14 protein-coding genes are annotated in these 15,866 nt (G+C 65.4%); 7 read left to right on the top strand and 7 right to left on the bottom strand.

The genetic code is table 11. The features are described from left to right. Positions 1–189: 189 nt before the first annotated feature. A complete protein-coding gene (locus HN018_RS06225; RefSeq protein ID WP_171834682.1) occupies positions 190–1,137 on the top strand; it encodes a diacylglycerol/lipid kinase family protein in 948 nt (315 codons plus the stop codon). A 10-nt stretch (positions 1,138–1,147) separates the two neighbouring features. Here HN018_RS06225 and HN018_RS06230 read toward each other — a convergent pair whose 3' ends face one another. Further along, on the bottom strand, positions 1,148–3,289 hold the full coding sequence (locus HN018_RS06230; RefSeq protein ID WP_171834683.1) for a putative bifunctional diguanylate cyclase/phosphodiesterase: 2,142 nt from the start codon (positions 3,287–3,289) through the stop codon (positions 1,148–1,150). A gap of 762 nt (positions 3,290–4,051) precedes the next feature. Between HN018_RS06230 and HN018_RS06235 the strand changes: the two genes are divergently transcribed. Genes HN018_RS06235 through hslU form a run of 3 tightly spaced genes read left to right on the top strand, consistent with a single transcriptional unit; the run spans position 4,052 to position 6,518 of the window. Beyond that, positions 4,052–4,531 (top strand): response regulator, encoded by a 480-nt coding sequence (locus HN018_RS06235; protein ID WP_171834684.1) that lies wholly within the window; start codon positions 4,052–4,054, stop codon positions 4,529–4,531. A gap of 59 nt (positions 4,532–4,590) precedes the next feature. Then, positions 4,591–5,199: an ATP-dependent protease subunit HslV gene (gene hslV, locus HN018_RS06240; protein WP_171834685.1), complete on the top strand. Its 609-nt coding sequence runs from the start codon at positions 4,591–4,593 to the stop codon at positions 5,197–5,199. Further along, a complete protein-coding gene (gene hslU / locus HN018_RS06245; protein ID WP_171834987.1) occupies positions 5,199–6,518 on the top strand; it encodes an ATP-dependent protease ATPase subunit HslU in 1,320 nt (439 codons plus the stop codon). Before hslV ends, hslU begins: the two co-directional genes overlap by 1 nt. A gap of 42 nt (positions 6,519–6,560) precedes the next feature. Here the strand turns inward: hslU and HN018_RS06250 are convergent, their stop codons facing one another. The 5 genes from HN018_RS06250 to HN018_RS06270 all read right to left on the bottom strand — a co-directional run bounded on the left by HN018_RS06250 (position 6,561) and on the right by HN018_RS06270 (position 11,904). After that, the gene (locus tag HN018_RS06250; protein WP_171834686.1) at positions 6,561–8,114 is read right to left on the bottom strand and encodes a DHA2 family efflux MFS transporter permease subunit; all 1,554 of its coding nucleotides are present in this window, start codon (positions 8,112–8,114) and stop codon (positions 6,561–6,563) included. Then, positions 8,114–9,298, bottom strand: a complete 1,185-nt coding sequence (locus HN018_RS06255) for an efflux RND transporter periplasmic adaptor subunit (protein WP_171834687.1) — start codon at positions 9,296–9,298, stop codon at positions 8,114–8,116. Before HN018_RS06255 ends, HN018_RS06250 begins: the two co-directional genes overlap by 1 nt. A 52-nt stretch (positions 9,299–9,350) precedes the next feature. After that, positions 9,351–10,784, bottom strand: a complete 1,434-nt coding sequence (locus HN018_RS06260) for an efflux transporter outer membrane subunit (RefSeq protein WP_204259689.1) — start codon at positions 10,782–10,784, stop codon at positions 9,351–9,353. Next, on the bottom strand, positions 10,781–11,260 hold the full coding sequence (locus HN018_RS06265; RefSeq protein ID WP_204259690.1) for a MarR family winged helix-turn-helix transcriptional regulator: 480 nt from the start codon (positions 11,258–11,260) through the stop codon (positions 10,781–10,783). The genes HN018_RS06260 and HN018_RS06265 overlap by 4 nt, the downstream gene beginning before the upstream one ends. Before the next feature lie 179 nt (positions 11,261–11,439). Then, positions 11,440–11,904, bottom strand: coding sequence for a SufE family protein (locus tag HN018_RS06270; RefSeq protein WP_171834688.1), 465 nt, complete (start codon positions 11,902–11,904; stop codon positions 11,440–11,442). A gap of 104 nt (positions 11,905–12,008) precedes the next feature. Here HN018_RS06270 and HN018_RS06275 point away from each other — a divergent pair, with 104 nt between their 5' ends. Together HN018_RS06275 and HN018_RS06280 are read left to right on the top strand one after the other, a co-directional pair. Continuing rightward, the gene (locus tag HN018_RS06275) at positions 12,009–12,467 is read left to right on the top strand and encodes an antitoxin Xre/MbcA/ParS toxin-binding domain-containing protein (protein ID WP_204259691.1); all 459 of its coding nucleotides are present in this window, start codon (positions 12,009–12,011) and stop codon (positions 12,465–12,467) included. 3 nt (positions 12,468–12,470) lie between these two features. Then, on the top strand, positions 12,471–13,232 hold the full coding sequence (locus HN018_RS06280) for an RES family NAD+ phosphorylase (RefSeq protein ID WP_171834689.1): 762 nt from the start codon (positions 12,471–12,473) through the stop codon (positions 13,230–13,232). 31 nt (positions 13,233–13,263) lie between these two features. Here the strand turns inward: HN018_RS06280 and HN018_RS06285 are convergent, their stop codons facing one another. Next, entirely contained in the window at positions 13,264–13,572 is a 309-nt protein-coding gene (locus HN018_RS06285) for a DUF167 domain-containing protein (RefSeq protein WP_204259692.1), read from the bottom strand. Positions 13,573–13,621: 49 nt separating this feature from the next. Here HN018_RS06285 and uvrB point away from each other — a divergent pair, with 49 nt between their 5' ends. Continuing rightward, complete coding sequence (gene uvrB / locus HN018_RS06290) at positions 13,622–15,847, top strand: excinuclease ABC subunit UvrB (RefSeq protein ID WP_171834690.1); 2,226 nt, start codon at positions 13,622–13,624, stop codon at positions 15,845–15,847. The last annotated feature ends 19 nt before the right edge of the window (positions 15,848–15,866 follow it).

Consider the following 15,866-nt stretch of genomic DNA (forward strand, 5'->3'; position numbering starts at 1 on the left):
ACGCCCCGGCCCGAACGGGCGACACGCGATGGCGCCGCTATATCCCGGCCGGTGCGCCAACCGTGTGACGTTTCGATGATGTCAGAGTGGCGCTCGTTGACTCGCGATCGTCACGTATCGATACCGTAAAGTCCCGCATACTCCACAATCCGCGACTCCGTCGGGCAACGCGCCCCAGGACAGTCCAGCATGCTCGTTATCTACAATCCGACAGCCGGCCGCAGGCGGGTTCGCCGTCTCTGGGCGGTGCTGGATGTACTGGTGGCGCATGGAATCCGGCTGGAGGTGGCGGAGACCATGCACCCGGGCCATGCGCGAACATTGGCAAGCGAAGCCGCCGGCGCCGGCACATCGCTGGTGGTGGCCGCCGGCGGCGACGGCACCATCGCGGAAGTCGCTGCCGGGTTGCAGGGTGCCGGGACCGATCTCGGCATCATCCCGCTCGGCACCGCCAACGTGCTGGCACACGAACTCGGACTGCCTGCCGACGCGATCAGCCTGGCTTCGGTGCTGACGTCGCAGCGAACCATTCCGCTGTGGCCCGGCATCATGCAGAGCGCGCTCGGCACGCGGCTGTTCGTGCAGATGCTCGGGATCGGGTTCGACGCGCACGTGGTGCATCACATCTCGCGCCCGGTGAAGCGCGTGCTCGGCCGCGGCGCCTATGTGGTGCAGACCCTGCGCGAACTGCCGCGCTACCGATTCGGGCAGATCCGCCTGCGCGTCGATGGCGTCGAGATGAGCGCCGGCAGCGTCATCATCGCCAAGGGCCGGCTGTATGGCGGGCCGTACCTGCTGGCGCCGGACGCGACCACCAGCGCCCCGGGTTTCTCGGTGATGCTGTTCGAGCATGCCGGGATCGGCTCGGCATTGCTCGCCGGTGCTGCCTTGCCGTTGAACATGCTCGGCCGGCTTCCCGGCCTGACCCACCACCGCGCCTCGGAGATCGAGCTGCTGGACCAGACCGGCCTGCCCGCCCAGGCCGACGGCGACCCGGCCGGCATGGCCCCGTTGAGGGTGACCGACGCGGATGCAGCCTTGCGCGTGCTGGTGGGCCGCTTGCAATCGTCCGATACGGGTGTGGCGACGATCGTGCCGTCGATACCGTCTCCCGGCTATCACTCAGCGCCGGTCTGAAGGCCTCCCGCTAGGCAAGGCCGCCATCCACCATCGCCATCTCGCTGTGTGGCATTGCTGGATCGGCAGGCCTCAAGGGAAGGCCGTTGGCAAGCAGATGCGCCAATGCATCGGACGTGACCGGACGACTGAACAGATAGCCCTGGCCCTCTTCGCAACTCAGCCCATGCAGGAATCCGAGCTGGGCCGCATTCTCGATACCTTCCGCGACGACCCGCTTCTTGAGGCTGTTTCCCATGGCGATCACCGCGCTGACGATGATCCCGTCATCGTTGCCGCCATCGATGTCCTGCACGAAGGATTTGTCGATCTTGAGAATATCGATGGGAAACTGCTTCAGGTAACTGAGGCTCGAATAGCCGGTTCCAAAATCGTCCAGCGCGATCTGCACGCCAAGTTTCTTCAGCTCCCGCAGGATTGCAGCCCCCGCCTTGGCATCCTGCATCAGGGCGCTTTCGGTAATCTCGAGTTGCAGGAAGCCCGGATCGAAACCGGTGCCCTCGATGATCGACCGGACGCCCTCCAGGAAATCGCGACGGCGGAACTCGACTGCGGAGATGTTGACCGCAATCGAGACCGGCGGCAGCCCCGCATGGAGCCAGCGCCGGCCCTGCGTGCAGGCTTCGAGCAGGACCCAGCGGCCGATCGGCACGATCAGTCCGCTATCCTCGGCGACCGTTATGAAATCCGGCGGAAATACCAGGCCGCGATCGGCACTGTTCCAGCGCAGCAAGGCTTCCGCGCCGGTGATCCTGCCCGACTGCAGATTGACCAGGGGCTGGTAGTGCAGCACGAATTCCTGAGCATCGAGGGCTTGCCGCAAATGTCCTTCGATGAAGTGGCGCTCGACCGCGCGCGTGTTCATCTCCTTGCCGAAGAACTGGTAGTTGTCGCCGCCGTTCGCCTTTGCGTAATACATTGCGGTATCGGCGCTCTTGATCAGCTTTTCAGGATCGTGCCCATCGGTCGGGCATAGGCTGATCCCGACGCTGACAGTGACAAACGCTTCGACTCCCCTGATCGAGTGCGGCAGCTTCAACGATGCGATGACCTTGTCGGCGATGGCGGCCGCATTCGCAGGTTCCTTGATATCGTTCAGCAGGATCAGGAATTCGTCCCCGCCGCGCCGGCTCACGGTATCCGACTTGCGGACCGCGTCGGTCAGGCGTCGTGCGACCGACTGCAGGAACCGGTCGCCGCTTTCATGGCCAAGCGAGTCGTTGATGTGCTTGAAACCGTCCAGGTCGAGAAACAGCAGGGCGATCATGCTGTTGTGTCGTTCAGCGATCTTGATCGATTGGGCGATACGATCGTTGAGAAGCATCCGGTTCGGCAGGTCGGTCAGGAAATCGTACTGCGCCAGGTAGGTCATCTTCTGGTTCATGGCCTGGGCGGCGCCGACATCGTGGAACACCATGACCGCGCCGGTCATCAGGCCGCTCCAGTCATTAACTGGAGAGACCGAGTCCTCGATCGGAACCTCCGTCATGTCGCGCCGGACCAGAATGGAGTCCGGTTTCATGCCGACCTTTTCCTCACCCTGCAACACCAGATTGATCGGGCAAGGTTGCGGCAGCCTGCTCTTGCCATTGATGATCCGCATGACATCGTCGATCAGATGGCCGTTCGCTTCCTCGCGGGGCCAGCCGGTCAGTTCCTCCGCGGCAATGTTCAAATAGTCGATCCGGCCTTCGAGATCGGTGCTGATGACACCGTCTCCAATCGAGTTCAGGACGATCCCGGCGCGTGCTTTCTCCTTGTAGTACGCAAGCTCGACTACATTGCGCTGGATGATGTTGCGCAGCGTCTGCGTTATCATGCTTCTGGAAAAGTCGTTCTGTGTGAGGGTCGCGCGCGCGCCGCGCCTGATCGCCTCGAGCGCCAGGTCCTCGTCCTCGCTCGCAGTAATCGTCACGATAGGCGTGTGCGGTATGATGGCAGTCAGGCGATCGTAGGTGGCGATGCCGTTGCTATCGGGAAGTATGAGATTGACTACGACGACGGCGATGCCGGCTAGGTCCGCCTGCTGCAACGCGGACGACAGGGTCCTGACCCAGGTGACCTTGAATGATCCGTAGCGGGAACTTCGCAAGATTACGCTGAGGGCCGAAGCCTGCGCCGGATCGTCGGTAATCAACAGAACTCGGCTCAACCGGATTGTCCTCCCCGACAAAATCCTGCACGTCGATCATTCTGAGTTTCAGATTACGGAAGATCGCATCGGCTTGATTTCAACTAAAAGGCTACCAATACTTTCCTCGAATGAACGAGCAGGTGTAGCCCGACAACACAGCACAGTCAAAATCACTGATTGAGCTGCCTCAATACTTATCGATCAGTTTGCTTCCGTAACCTACCACCGGATCGAGAAGGTTACAGAACATTTCTAGGATATTGTGGATGACAGATTATCGAGATCTAACTGGATCAGCAAGTTCTATTCACGTCTATTTTTTTCCAAATCTCGATTAATCCAGGGCTGAAAGCCAAGAATCTGCGGAACTTATTCTTGTTCAAGTCTGACCATAAAGTTCTGAACTTAGCGTCCCTTCTGTCGTGCGGGGAACTTTATGGAAACCGGTTTGATCATGCCTGGAATGTTCGTGATGATGTCGCGGTGCAACCGCCAGTAGTCGATTTAAGTGGGCGATAGGCTGTGTTCCGACCGGCGAATGCTCATTGGCGACAAGTCTTGATCGTCCGCTATCGGGCCATGATTGAGAGCATCCTGGTGGCGGGTCTCCGAACCTGGGGAGCGGGACCGGCCTGGGGCTTTATGATCGGCTCCTCCAGCCCGCGGCTAGCGACAATCCGACGCCCGGGTGGGACGGCTATAACTTCCCCCCAGGTCCCACCATTCGAATTGGGATCTCGGATCAACAGGGGCTGGGCGCGGTCATTGGAACTGCTCTTATTGGTCCCGGCGGCAAACACGATCAGCATCCCGGCCAGCGGCAACTTCGGCATCCATCGCACGCTTCCTCCCGACGACGGCCTGTATGGAGCGGCGACTTCGATGTGTGATCTGCTGGTCCTCGATGACGATCCCCTGGTCCGGACGATGCTGGTCGAGGCCCTGCGGGAAGAGGGCCTGGACGTCATCGGCGCCGGCGACGAGACCGAGGCTCTGGCCGCGCTGCGTCTGCCGGAGCCGCCGCGCGTGTTCGTCACCGACCTCGACCTGGGCACCGCACGGAACGGGTTCGTCATCGCCGGCATGGCGCAGATGCTGTTTCCGGGCGTGGCGATCATTTACATCACCGGCCGCCCCGACTCGGTCCGCGACCACGTCATGGGCGAGCGGGAGATGCTGCTGATGAAGCCGTTCCGGCCGGGCGAACTGGTCGCGGCCGCACGACAAATGATGTCGTCCGGGTTCCCGCAACCGGCCTGAACGGCGGAGACGATCGTCCTCGCTTGCGCTGCGGCACGATTATCCCATCTCATCCTGTCATGCAGACTTTTCAGACGACCAGCCACGACCCGATCGGCTGGCATGGAACCACCATCCTGTGCGTCAGGCACGGCAACCAGGTGGCAATGGCCGGCGACGGCCAGGTGACCCTTGGCCAGACCGTCATAAAGGGCAACGCCCGCAAGGTCCGCAGGATCGGACCGAACGGGACGATCCTATCCGGTTTCGCCGGTGCCACGGCCGACGCCTTCACCCTGCTCGAACGCCTGGAGGCCAAGCTGGAGCGTTATCCGAACCAGCTCGAACGCGCCTGCGTCGAGCTTGCCAAGGACTGGCGCACCGACCGCTACCTGCGCCGGCTGGAAGCCATGATGGCCGTGGCCGATGAAACCCGCTCCTTCACCCTGACCGGCAACGGCGACGTGCTCGAGCCCGAGGATGGTGTCATCGCGATCGGTTCCGGCGGAAACTACGCGCTCGCCGCCGCCCGGGCCCTGCTCACCGTGGACGGACTTGGAGCCGAGGAAGTCGCGCGCCGGGCCATGCGGATCGCCGGCGACATCTGCGTTTACACCAACTATTCGGTGATCGTGGAGACGCTGGTCGCCAGGCCGCCGGCGACCGATGCTGCCGGGGAGCCAGGATGATGGACGTGCCCACCTATTCGCCCCGCGAGATCGTCTCCGAGCTCGATCGCTACATCGTCGGCCAGGGTGACGCCAAGCGTGCCGTCGCGATCGCGCTCCGCAACCGCTGGCGCCGCGCACAGCTGCCCGAGGGCATGCGCGACGAGGTGGTGCCGAAGAACATCCTGATGATCGGTCCGACCGGCTGCGGCAAGACCGAGATTGCCCGCCGCCTTGCCAAGCTGGCACAGGCGCCGTTCCTGAAGGTCGAGGCCACCAAGTTTACCGAGGTGGGCTATGTCGGCCGCGACGTCGAGAGCATCGTCCGCGACCTGGTCGAGGTTAGCCTCAACATGCTGCGCGACCTGAAGCGCCGCGACGTGCAGGTCCATGCCGACAAGGCGGCCGAGGACCGGCTGGTCGATGCGCTGGTCGGCGCCAGCGCCTCCGCCGACACCAAGTCGAAGTTCCGCCGCATGCTCCGGGACGGCGAGCTCGAGCAGAAGGAGGTCGAGGTCGCGGTCAGCGAGCCCAGCGGTCCCCCCGGCGGACAGATGGACATCCCCGGCATGCCGGGCGGCAGCGTCATCAACCTCGGCGACATGATGAAGGGGATGTTCGGCAAGACCGCGCAGCCGCGCCGGATGCCGGTCGAGGCGGCGCGCACCGCGCTGGTTCGCGAGGAAATCGACCGGATGCTCGACACCGACAGCCTGACCCGCGAGGCGGTGGCGCATGCCCAGGACCATGGCATCGTGTTCCTGGACGAGATCGACAAGGTCTGCGCGCGCTCGTCCGAGGGCGGCTTCCGCGGCGGCGACGTCAGCCGGGAGGGGGTGCAGCGCGACCTGCTGCCACTGATCGAGGGCACCACGGTCACGACCAAGTATGGACCGGTGAAGACCGACCACATCCTGTTCATCGCATCCGGCGCGTTCCACCTGGCCAAGCCGGCCGATCTGTTGCCGGAGCTGCAGGGACGCCTGCCGATCCGCGTCGAGCTGCAGCCGCTGACCCGTGACGATCTGCGCCGGATCCTGACCGAGCCGGAGCACTCGCTGCTGAAGCAGTACAGCGCGCTGATGGGCACCGAGAAGGTGGTGCTCGACTTCAGCGAGGACGCGATCGACGCACTGGCCGATCTCGCCGCCGACATCAACGACAGGGTCGAGAATATCGGCGCGCGTCGCCTGGCGACGGTGCTGGAGAAGCTGCTGGAGGATATCTCGTTTTCCGCGTCCGACCGTCCCGGCGACAGCGTGCGGATCGATGCGGCCGCAGTGCATGAGCGGGTCGCCCCGCTGGCGAAGAAGGGCGACCTGTCCCGCTTCATCCTCTGATGTCAGGGGTGCCGGGACCTCGCGGTCCCGGCACCTGCCGGTTCAGTCCGCCGCCACCACGATGTCGCTGGGCGCCGGCCGGCGGGTAAACCAGACGACCACGATCATCGCCAGTGCCATCCAGCCGCAGAGCCAGAACAGCTCCAGCGAGGACAGCAGATAAGCCTGGTTGACGATCTGGCGCATGACCGCTTCCGCCGCCTGCAATGCGTTCATCCCCATCGCCTCGTATTGCCCGGTCACCTGGCGGTAGGCGGGCGAGTAGTCGTTTCCTGCCTCGACCAGCCGCGCCTGGTGCAGCGCCTCGCGCCGGTCCCAGAACGTGGTGATCAGCGATGCGGCGAAGCTGCCCGCGGTGATGCGCGCGAAGTTGGAAATCCCGCTCGCGGACGGCAGTCGCTCGGGTGGAACGCCCTGCAGCAGGATGGTCAGCAGCGGCACGAAGAAGGTGGCCATCGCTATTCCTTGCACCAGCAGCGGCAGGGTGAGGGACCAGTAGCTCGCATCCGGCGGATAGTACGAGCGCATGAAGAAGCTCGCCGCGAACGATAGGAAGGCGACCGTCGCCAGCCACCGTGGATCGACCTTGATGCGGGCGACCACGAGCACCAGCACCACCGCCACCGCGCCACTCGGCGCCGCGACCAGTCCGGCCCAGGTCGCGGTGTAGCCCATGTATTCCTGCAGCCAGAGCGGCAGCAGCAGGTTGTTGGCGAACAGCAGCGCGTAGCCGAGGCACAGTGCCAGCGTGCCGAGCGCAAAATTGCGGTCCTTGAACAGGCTCAAATCCACGGCCGGCCTTGCGTCGGTCAGTTCCCAGATCATCCAGGCGATGAACCCAACCACCGCGCACACGGTGAGCGCCACGATCATCGGGTTGTTGAACCAGTCGCGGTCCTTGCCGAGATCCAGCACGGTCTGCAGGCTGAACACCCAGAACGTCAGCAGCAGCAGGCCGACCTTATCGACCGGTATCTTGCGCGTCGGCGTTTCGCGGCTGGCCAGGAAGCGCCAGCTGAGCGTTCCGGCGATCAGGCCGACCGGCACGTTGATCAGGAATATCCAGCCCCAATAATAGTTGTCGGAAATGTAGCCGCCCAGCAGCGGGCCCAGCACCGGTGCGGTCAGGGTCGTCATCGACCAGATGCTGAGTGCGGTGCCGCGCTTGTGGGCGGGAAATATCGCGATCAGCAGGGCCTGGCTGCCCGGGATCATCGGTCCCGAGACCGCGCCCTGCAGCAGGCGGAAGAAAATCAGCGACGGCAGGCTCCACGCGATCCCGCACAGCAGCGACGCGATGGTGAACAATGTCACCGATACGGTGAATGTCCTCACCACCCCGAACCGTCCCATCAGCCAGCCGGTCAGTGGGACCGTCACGCCGTTGGCAACCGCGAAGCTGGTGATCACCCAGGTTCCATTGTCGGTGCTCACGCCGAGGTCGCCCGCGATCGTCGGCAGCGATACGTTGGCGATCGAGCCGTCGAGCACCTGCATGAAGGTGCCCAGTGCCAGTGCGACCGAGGTGACCGCAAGCGCCAGCCCGGCCAGTGGCGGCGGCTGTACCCTGGTCGCCGACGCGGAGCTTCCGCTCATCACGGATGTCCCATGTTTGCCGCGATGATCTCGCCGATCCGGGCCTCGATCTGCGGACCTCCATCCAGGCTCTGTTCGACGCCCCCGGCCGGAGGCGCGCTGCCACCGACGAACGGGCCGGAGCGATCGGCGGTCTGCACCGTCACATCGACCGACAGGCCGATGCGCAGCGGGTTGACCGCCAGCTCGTGGGGATCGAGCGCGATCCGAACCGGTACGCGCTGGACGATCTTGATCCAGTTGCCGCTGGCATTCTGCGGCGGCAGCAACGCGAAGGCGCTGCCGCTGCCGGCGCCGACGCCCAGCACATGGCCATGGAAGACGGTCTTGCCACCGTAGATGTCGGCAACGATCGTCGCCGGCTGCCCGACCCGCAGATACTGGAGCTGGGTTTCGCGGAAGTTGGCGTCGACCCACAACGAGTCCAGCGGGATCACCGCCATCAGCGGCGTACCGGCCGCCACCTTCTGGCCGAGCTGGACCGTTCGCTGTGCCACCATCCCGCTGGTCGGCGCAACGATCTCCATGTGGCTGCGATCGATCGCCGCACGCCGGACTGCCGCGATCGCGGCGAGCACCTGCGGATTGGTGGCCAGGCTGGTGCCTTCGATCGTGCTGGCTGCCTGGGCCCGCCTGGCCCGCGCGAGGTTGAGCGCTGCCTGCGTGGTACTGACGGCATCGCCGGCATGGCTCAGCTCTTCGCCTGAAACCGCGCCCTGGGCGGCGGCACTCTTGCGGCGAACCAGGTCGTTGCGGGCCTTGGAGAGGTTCGCCTGCGCCTGGACGATCTCCGCATCGGCCTCGTCCACCTGCGCCTGGTTCGAACGGATCGCGCGGACCGCCTGGCCCAGCGCCGCCTCCGCCGACGCGAGCTGCACGTCGGTCGTGGCCGGGTCCAGCTCGATCAGCTTCTGGCCACGCGTGACCGCCTGGGTGTTGTCGGCATGAATGGCCAGCACGGTGCCGCCATCGCGCGCCGTAACCGCGATGATATTGCCGCCGACATAGGCATCGGCGGTTTCCTCGGCTGGAGGTGCCATCAGCCGTGTCGCCAGATAGAGGCCGGCGGCGGCCAGCACGACGATCGCCAGCACGATGAAGCCGATCCGGCGCTTGTACGAGCGACGCGCCGGCAACGAGATTTCGGCCGTTCGCGTGGCGACGACAGGTGCAATGGTGTTCATGAGCCCACTTCGTTCAAAGGATGCCGGTCGATCAGGGGATGTCCGGCTTCGGTCATGAGTGCTGCTGCGCCGCGTGCGCCGGAGCGGTTGCGCGGGGAGGTCTGAAGCCGCCGCCCAGTGCCGCGATCAACTGCACACGGCGGGTCAGCGTGTTCGCCTGGAGATCGACCAGCGTCTGCTCGGCCTCCAGCAGGCGAAAGCCGCTATCGATGGCGTCGAGCCTGGATCCGAGCCCGGTGGTGATGCGCACCTGGTTCAGTCGCACCGTGTCGCGCAGGCCGGCGACCACCTGGTCCTGCTGGGCCAGGTCGGCATCGGCCGACCGGACCTGGGTCAGCGCATCCGCGGTGCCGCGTACTGCGTCCAGCACGCTGGAATTATAATCGGCGACGGCCTGGTCGAGGTCGGCGGTGGCGCCACGATATCGTGCCCGTAGCTTGCCGCCCTCGAAGATCGGCACATGGATCGCGCCGCCGCCGCCGAAGGTGGCCGCGGCGGGCCCGAAGAACGGACCGAGCCCCAGTGCAGACAGGCCGACCAGCCCCTGCAGGTTGATGTCGGGCAGGAAGTCTGCCCGAGCCACCCGCCGGCCGGACAGGGCGGCATCGATCCGGTCCTGGCCAGCCAGCAGATCCGGCCTGCGTCCGAGCAGATCCGCCGGGAGCAGATCCGGAACCGGCGGCGGCCGGTCGAGCGACAGCGTCGGCGGGGTGACGGACGCATAGAAATCGGCGCCCCGGCCGACCAGCCTGGCCAACGCATGGACCAGCACGTCGCGCTGTGTCCGTGCAAGCACTCCCGCCCGTTGCGCCACCGCCAGCAACGTCTCTGCCGTACTGAGGTCAAACTGGCTGGCGAGCTGGCTGTGGAACTGCGCTTCGGTATAGGCGAGTGCGCGTTGCCGGGTCGAAACGAAACTCTCTGCGACCCGGACCTGCTCGTACGCCTGGGCAAGGCCCACATAGGCCTGCGCCACCGACGTGGAAATGGTCAGGCGCGCGGCCGCCGTGTCCAGCCTTGCGGCATCCGCTTGCGAACGTGCCTGTGCCAGCAACGCACGCTGGCGACCGAACAGGTCGATATCCCAGCTGAAATTGACCTGTGCGGTCGGCACCCATTGTGTCGTGCCCCCATACGGCGGCGGGATGATGTATCTCTCGCTGAACCGCTCGTCGAGCACCTGCCCGTCGGCGCTCACCTGCGGCAACTGGCCCGCATGCTGCACCGAGACGGCAGCCTCGGCCGAACGCACCCGGGCGAGCGCGCTGTCCAGCGTCGGGTTGCCCGCAAGTCCGGCTTCGACCAGGCGATCGAGTTGCGGATCGCCGAACTCGGTCCACCATTTTGCATCGATCGAGACGGACCGGCTGTCGAGACCGAGGGCGCCGCCCTTCAGTTGCGCGACCTGCGGCAGGGAATGGGACATGCCCGCGCACCCGGCCAGCAACAGCGCAGCGGAAATCGGCAGGATCCTGGAGGGGATCACTCGGCTTGCTCGGGCTGCAGTTCCGTTTGCGGCAGGGCATGACGCTCGAACGAGTGCATCAGCTTGGTCAGCAACTGGACCAGCTGATCCACCTCGTCCCGTTCGAAATCGACCAGTATCTCGTTCCAGGCGGTTACCAGAACGGATATCCGATCCAGATACTTGGCAGTCCCTGCCTCGGTCAGCGTCAGACGCACTACGCGCCGGTCGGCGGAGCCGCGATCGCGCACCACCAGGTCGAGCGCCTCGAGACCATCGATCAGACGCGTGGTCGCGCCGGTGGTCATCTGGATTTCGCGTGCCAGCTCGCCCGCAGTGGCGACGACGCCATCATGCAGGTGCTTCAGCGCCAGCCATGGCGTGAAACCGAAATCCCCGTCGGCGAATCGTGCCTCGACCCGTGCCAGCATCAGTTTGTTGATGCGGCGCAGGATCCGGCCGGGCGAGCGGCCTCCGATGCAATCTTCAACCGTCATCACGACCATTTATCTTCTACCACACTGTCTGCAGAGGCAGATATATTGTCGGCAGATATTGGTCAAGCGTCAGTCGTAAGTCTGGACGGCTGACGTCAGTCCGCGGCGGCTGGTCGCCAGCGTGCTGGTGCTACGGAGTTCGCGTGTCTCGAAACGGGATACGCGTCGGCGGCAGTTGGCTAGGCCTGGTTATCCGTCGCGGCATGCGCTGCCCGCTGCACTGCCCGCGCCATCGAGGCGATGCCGTTGCCGCGGTTGGTCGACAGCGCCTCCAGCAGGCCGAGCTCCTTCAGGAACACCGGGTCGGTCGCGAGGATCTCTTCCGGGCCGCGGCCCGAATAGACACGCAGCAGCAGCGCCACCAGTCCGGAGACGATGGCCGCATCGGACGCGCCGGCGAACCGGATGCGGCCGTCGATCAGCTCCGATTCCATCCAGACCTGGCTCTGGCAGCCTGGAACGCGATGCGCGTCGTTGGCCCATGCCTCGGGGAAGGGAGGCAGCTTCCGGCCAAGCTCGATGATGTACTGATAGCGTTCCATCCAGTCGTCGAACACATCGAGCTCCTCGGCGATGGCCGAGATGGCCAAGGCGGCACTGGGCTCTTCGGGAACGACGTACGGCTCCGGGGATGCTGTTTCCATGCATCCTCATGTGCGCAGCCGCCTGGGGACAGTCAAGCTAGGCAATGCACGGCACCGATCCTTGCAACTTCTGCCGTTTGGCAGCATATAGACTGCCAGGAGGCATGATGCGCACCGTCATCGACCGTATTCCAGTTAATCCGTTCGTCAGCGAGGCCAGTCTCAACCTGTCCGACCCGGCGACGCGGCTCCGCCTGACGCCGGCGGCACTCGACGGGGTCATCCGGCTGTCCGACCTCTGGCGGCTCTCCACCGAGGAGACCTGCCTGTTGCTGGGCGACATGTCCGAGCGCAGCTGGTTCCGCCTCAAGAAGCAGGATTTCAGGGCCGACCGGACCCTGCGCCTGTCGCAGGACATGCTGACCCGGATCAGCGTCCTGGTCGGGATATTCAAGGGATTGCGGCTGCTGTTTTCCGAGACGCTGGCAGACGACTGGATCCGGCTGCCGAACCGCGGGCCGCTGTTCGGCGGCCGCACGCCCATCGAGATCGCGATCGAACGCGGCATCCCGGGGCTGCTGGAAATACGGTTCCATATCGATGCCCTGCGCGGGGGCCTCTAGCTTATGGCGGAAGCTCAGCCGGCGGCACCCGATTTGGAGGCGCTCGACGTTGCGGCCTCGCCGAAGCTCACCAATATCGCCTGTTTCGACACCATCCGGCTTATCCCGAGTGGCCGGCTCAAACCGCCGGTGCTGGCACCCCTGGCCGCGACCGACCAGGCGCTGCAGGAACTGGCCGCCCTCGAGGGCGTCACCAACAGCCGCATCCAGGCCTCGGGCAGCGGCATGCCCGACCTCGATCCGCGCGAACTGGTGTTCGGCCGGCCCAACGACAGCTTCGTCAACGCCGCCTTCACCCATGTCCGGCCCGGCGGCAACCGCTTCAACGACGGGCTGCGCGGCGCCTGGTATTGCGGCTTCGATGTCGCGACGTCGCTGGGGGAAGTGACCTACCACCTGACCCGCGAGCTCGACGCCATCGGCCGCTACGACAACGTCACCGACTATGCCGAGATGATCGCCGACTTCATCGGCCCTTTCCACGACCTCACCGAGCCGTCGCTCGGCACGCAGCCTTATCTCGGTCCAGATGTGGCGCTGGCCTATCCGTCCGGACAGGTGCTGGCGCGACAGCTGCGGCAGCAGGGCAGCAACGGATTGATCTACCCGTCGGTGCGATATGCAGGCGGCACCTGCCTCGCCGCCTTCCGTCCCAGCCTGGTGCAGAACCTCCGCCAGGGCAGCCTGTGGCGCCTTACCTGGGCCGGCAGCCGCACGCCGGAGGTGAGCCGGCCGGCCGGGACGCCACCGCTTTCGACCTGTTGAGGTGCGCGGGAGGCTGGTCCGGCGGCCGGTGTCAGCCCGCCAGCAACACCTGCAGCCGTGCCGCCAGGGTTTCGCGATCACCCTCGATCCGCAGCAGTTTTTCCCGTGACGTGCCGCCGCTGTGCAGGCTGACCCTGCTGGCGGCGACCCCGAAGGCCTCCGCGACGGCGTCGCAGACCGCTCTCGTCGCGCGGCCATCCTCCGCCGGTGCCGTTACCGCGACCCGCAGGCGTATCCGGCCGTTCGCATCCGCCGTGCCGCCGGCAACCGCCGGCCGCCTGGCGCGGGGCTGAGCGCGCACCGCCACCAGCAGTATTCCGGCATCCGGATCGATCGTCACCTGCCCGGATCTCCTTGCCTTGGGCGATCCCGATCGCCACCTTCAGCCCATGTCAGTGACGCTCCAGAAGAAGCCTTCCCGCAAGCCCGAGCGGCCGGCTCGTCCGGCGATCGATCCGGCCAACCAGTTCGAGCCGGACCGGCAGGCGGCCAAGCCGAAGCTGCGCCAGCTGAAGGTGGTTTCTCCCTATGAGCCGGCCGGCGACCAGCCGACGGCGATCCGCGAGCTGGTGGCTGGCGTGCAGTCGGGCGAGCGCGACCAGGTGCTGCTTGGCGTCACCGGGTCCGGCAAGACCTTTACCATGGCCAAGGTGATCGAGGCGGTGCAGAAGCCGACCCTGATCCTGGCGCCGAACAAGACGCTGGCGGCCCAGCTCTATGGCGAGATGAAGCAGTTCTTTCCGGAGAACGCGGTCGAGTATTTCGTCAGCTACTACGACTACTACCAGCCCGAAGCCTACGTGCCGCGCTCCGATACCTATATCGAGAAGGACAGCGCGATCAACGAGCAGATCGACCGGATGCGCCACGCGGCGACCCAGGCGCTGCTCGAGCGCAACGACGTCATCATCGTGGCCTCGGTGTCCTGCATCTACGGTATCGGTTCGGTCGAGACCTACTCCCGCATGGTGGTCAAGATGCAGGTCGGCGGCGCGATCGCGCGCGACACGCTGGTCAAGGCGCTGGTCGAGCAGCAATACCGGCGCAACGACGCCTCGTTCCAGCGCGGCACCTTCCGCGTGCGCGGCGAGACCGTCGATGTGTTCCCGGTGCAGAACGAAGACCGCGCCTGGCGGATCATGCTGTTCGGGGACGAGATCGAAAGCATCATCGAGTTCGACCCGCTGACGGGCGAAAAGACCGCCGACCTCGAGGAGGTGCACGTCTACGCCAACAGCCATTACGTCACGCCGCGTCCGACGCTGAACCAGGCCACCATCCTGATCAAGCAGGAGCTGCGCGAACGGCTGATCGAGTTCACCGCGAACGGCAAGCTGCTCGAGGCCGAGCGGCTGCAGCAGCGCTGCACCTTCGATCTCGAAATGATCGAGACCACGGGCGCCTGCAAAGGAATCGAGAACTACTCGCGCTATCTGTCCGGCCGCAAGCCCGGCGATCCGCCGCCGACCCTGTTCGAATACCTCCCCGAGGACGCCTTGCTGATCGTGGACGAAAGCCATGTGACCGTGCCGCAGATCGGCGGCATGGAGCGCGGAGACTTTGCACGCAAATCGATCCTGTCCGAGTTCGGGTTCCGGCTTCCCTCGTGCCTGGATAACCGTCCGTTGCGCTTCGACGAGTGGGAGCGCTTCCGGCCGCAGACCATCCATGTGAGCGCCACGCCCGGCCCGTGGGAGATGGATCGCGTCGAAGGCGTGTTCGCCGAACAGGTGATCCGGCCGACCGGGCTGATCGATCCGGTCACCGAGATCCGCCCGGTCGAGCACCAGGTCGACGATCTCCTGGCCGAATGCCGGATCGTGATCGGCCGCGGCGGCCGTATCCTGGTCACCACGCTGACCAAGCGCATGGCCGAGGACCTCACCGAATACATGACCGAGGCGGGCATCAAGGTCCGCTACCTGCACTCGGACGTCGACACGCTCGAGCGCATCGAGATCATTCGCGACCTGCGTCTCGGCGCATTCGACGTGCTGATCGGCATCAACCTGCTGCGCGAGGGCCTGGATATTCCCGAGTGCCAGCTCGTGGCGATCCTGGATGCCGACAAGGAAGGGTTTCTCCGCTCGCGCACCTCGCTGATCCAGACCATCGGCCGCGCCGCCCGCAACATCGACGGGCGCGTGCTGCTGTACGCCGACCGCATGACCGACAGCCTGAAATACGCGATCGAGGAAACCGATCGCCGGCGCACCCGGCAATCCGACTGGAACACCGCGCACGGCATCACGCCGCATTCGGTACGCACGCATATCGGCGACGCGATCAAGTCGGTATTCGAGCAGGACTACGTGACGGTGTCGCCGATCAAGGATGGCGGCATCACCGACATGGTCGGCAAGGACCTGAAGGCGGCGATCGTGGATATCGAGAAGCGCATGCGCGCCGCCGCCGCCGATTTGGAATTCGAGACCGCGGCCCGCCTGCGCGACGAGCTCAAGCGGCTGGAGGCGCTCGATCTCGGACTCGAGCCGCCACCGCCGTCGCCGGCTTCACGCGGCGGCAAGGTCGCCAAGTCTCGGACGCCCGAGCCGCTCGGTCCGGGCGGTGGCGGGTATGATCCGTCGCAGCGACGGGGCAAGCGGCGGGGTTGAAGACCAAGGGCGCTGCCCC

Source organism: Lichenicola cladoniae, from assembly GCF_013201075.1.
Lineage (GTDB): Bacteria > Pseudomonadota > Alphaproteobacteria > Acetobacterales > Acetobacteraceae > Lichenicola > Lichenicola cladoniae.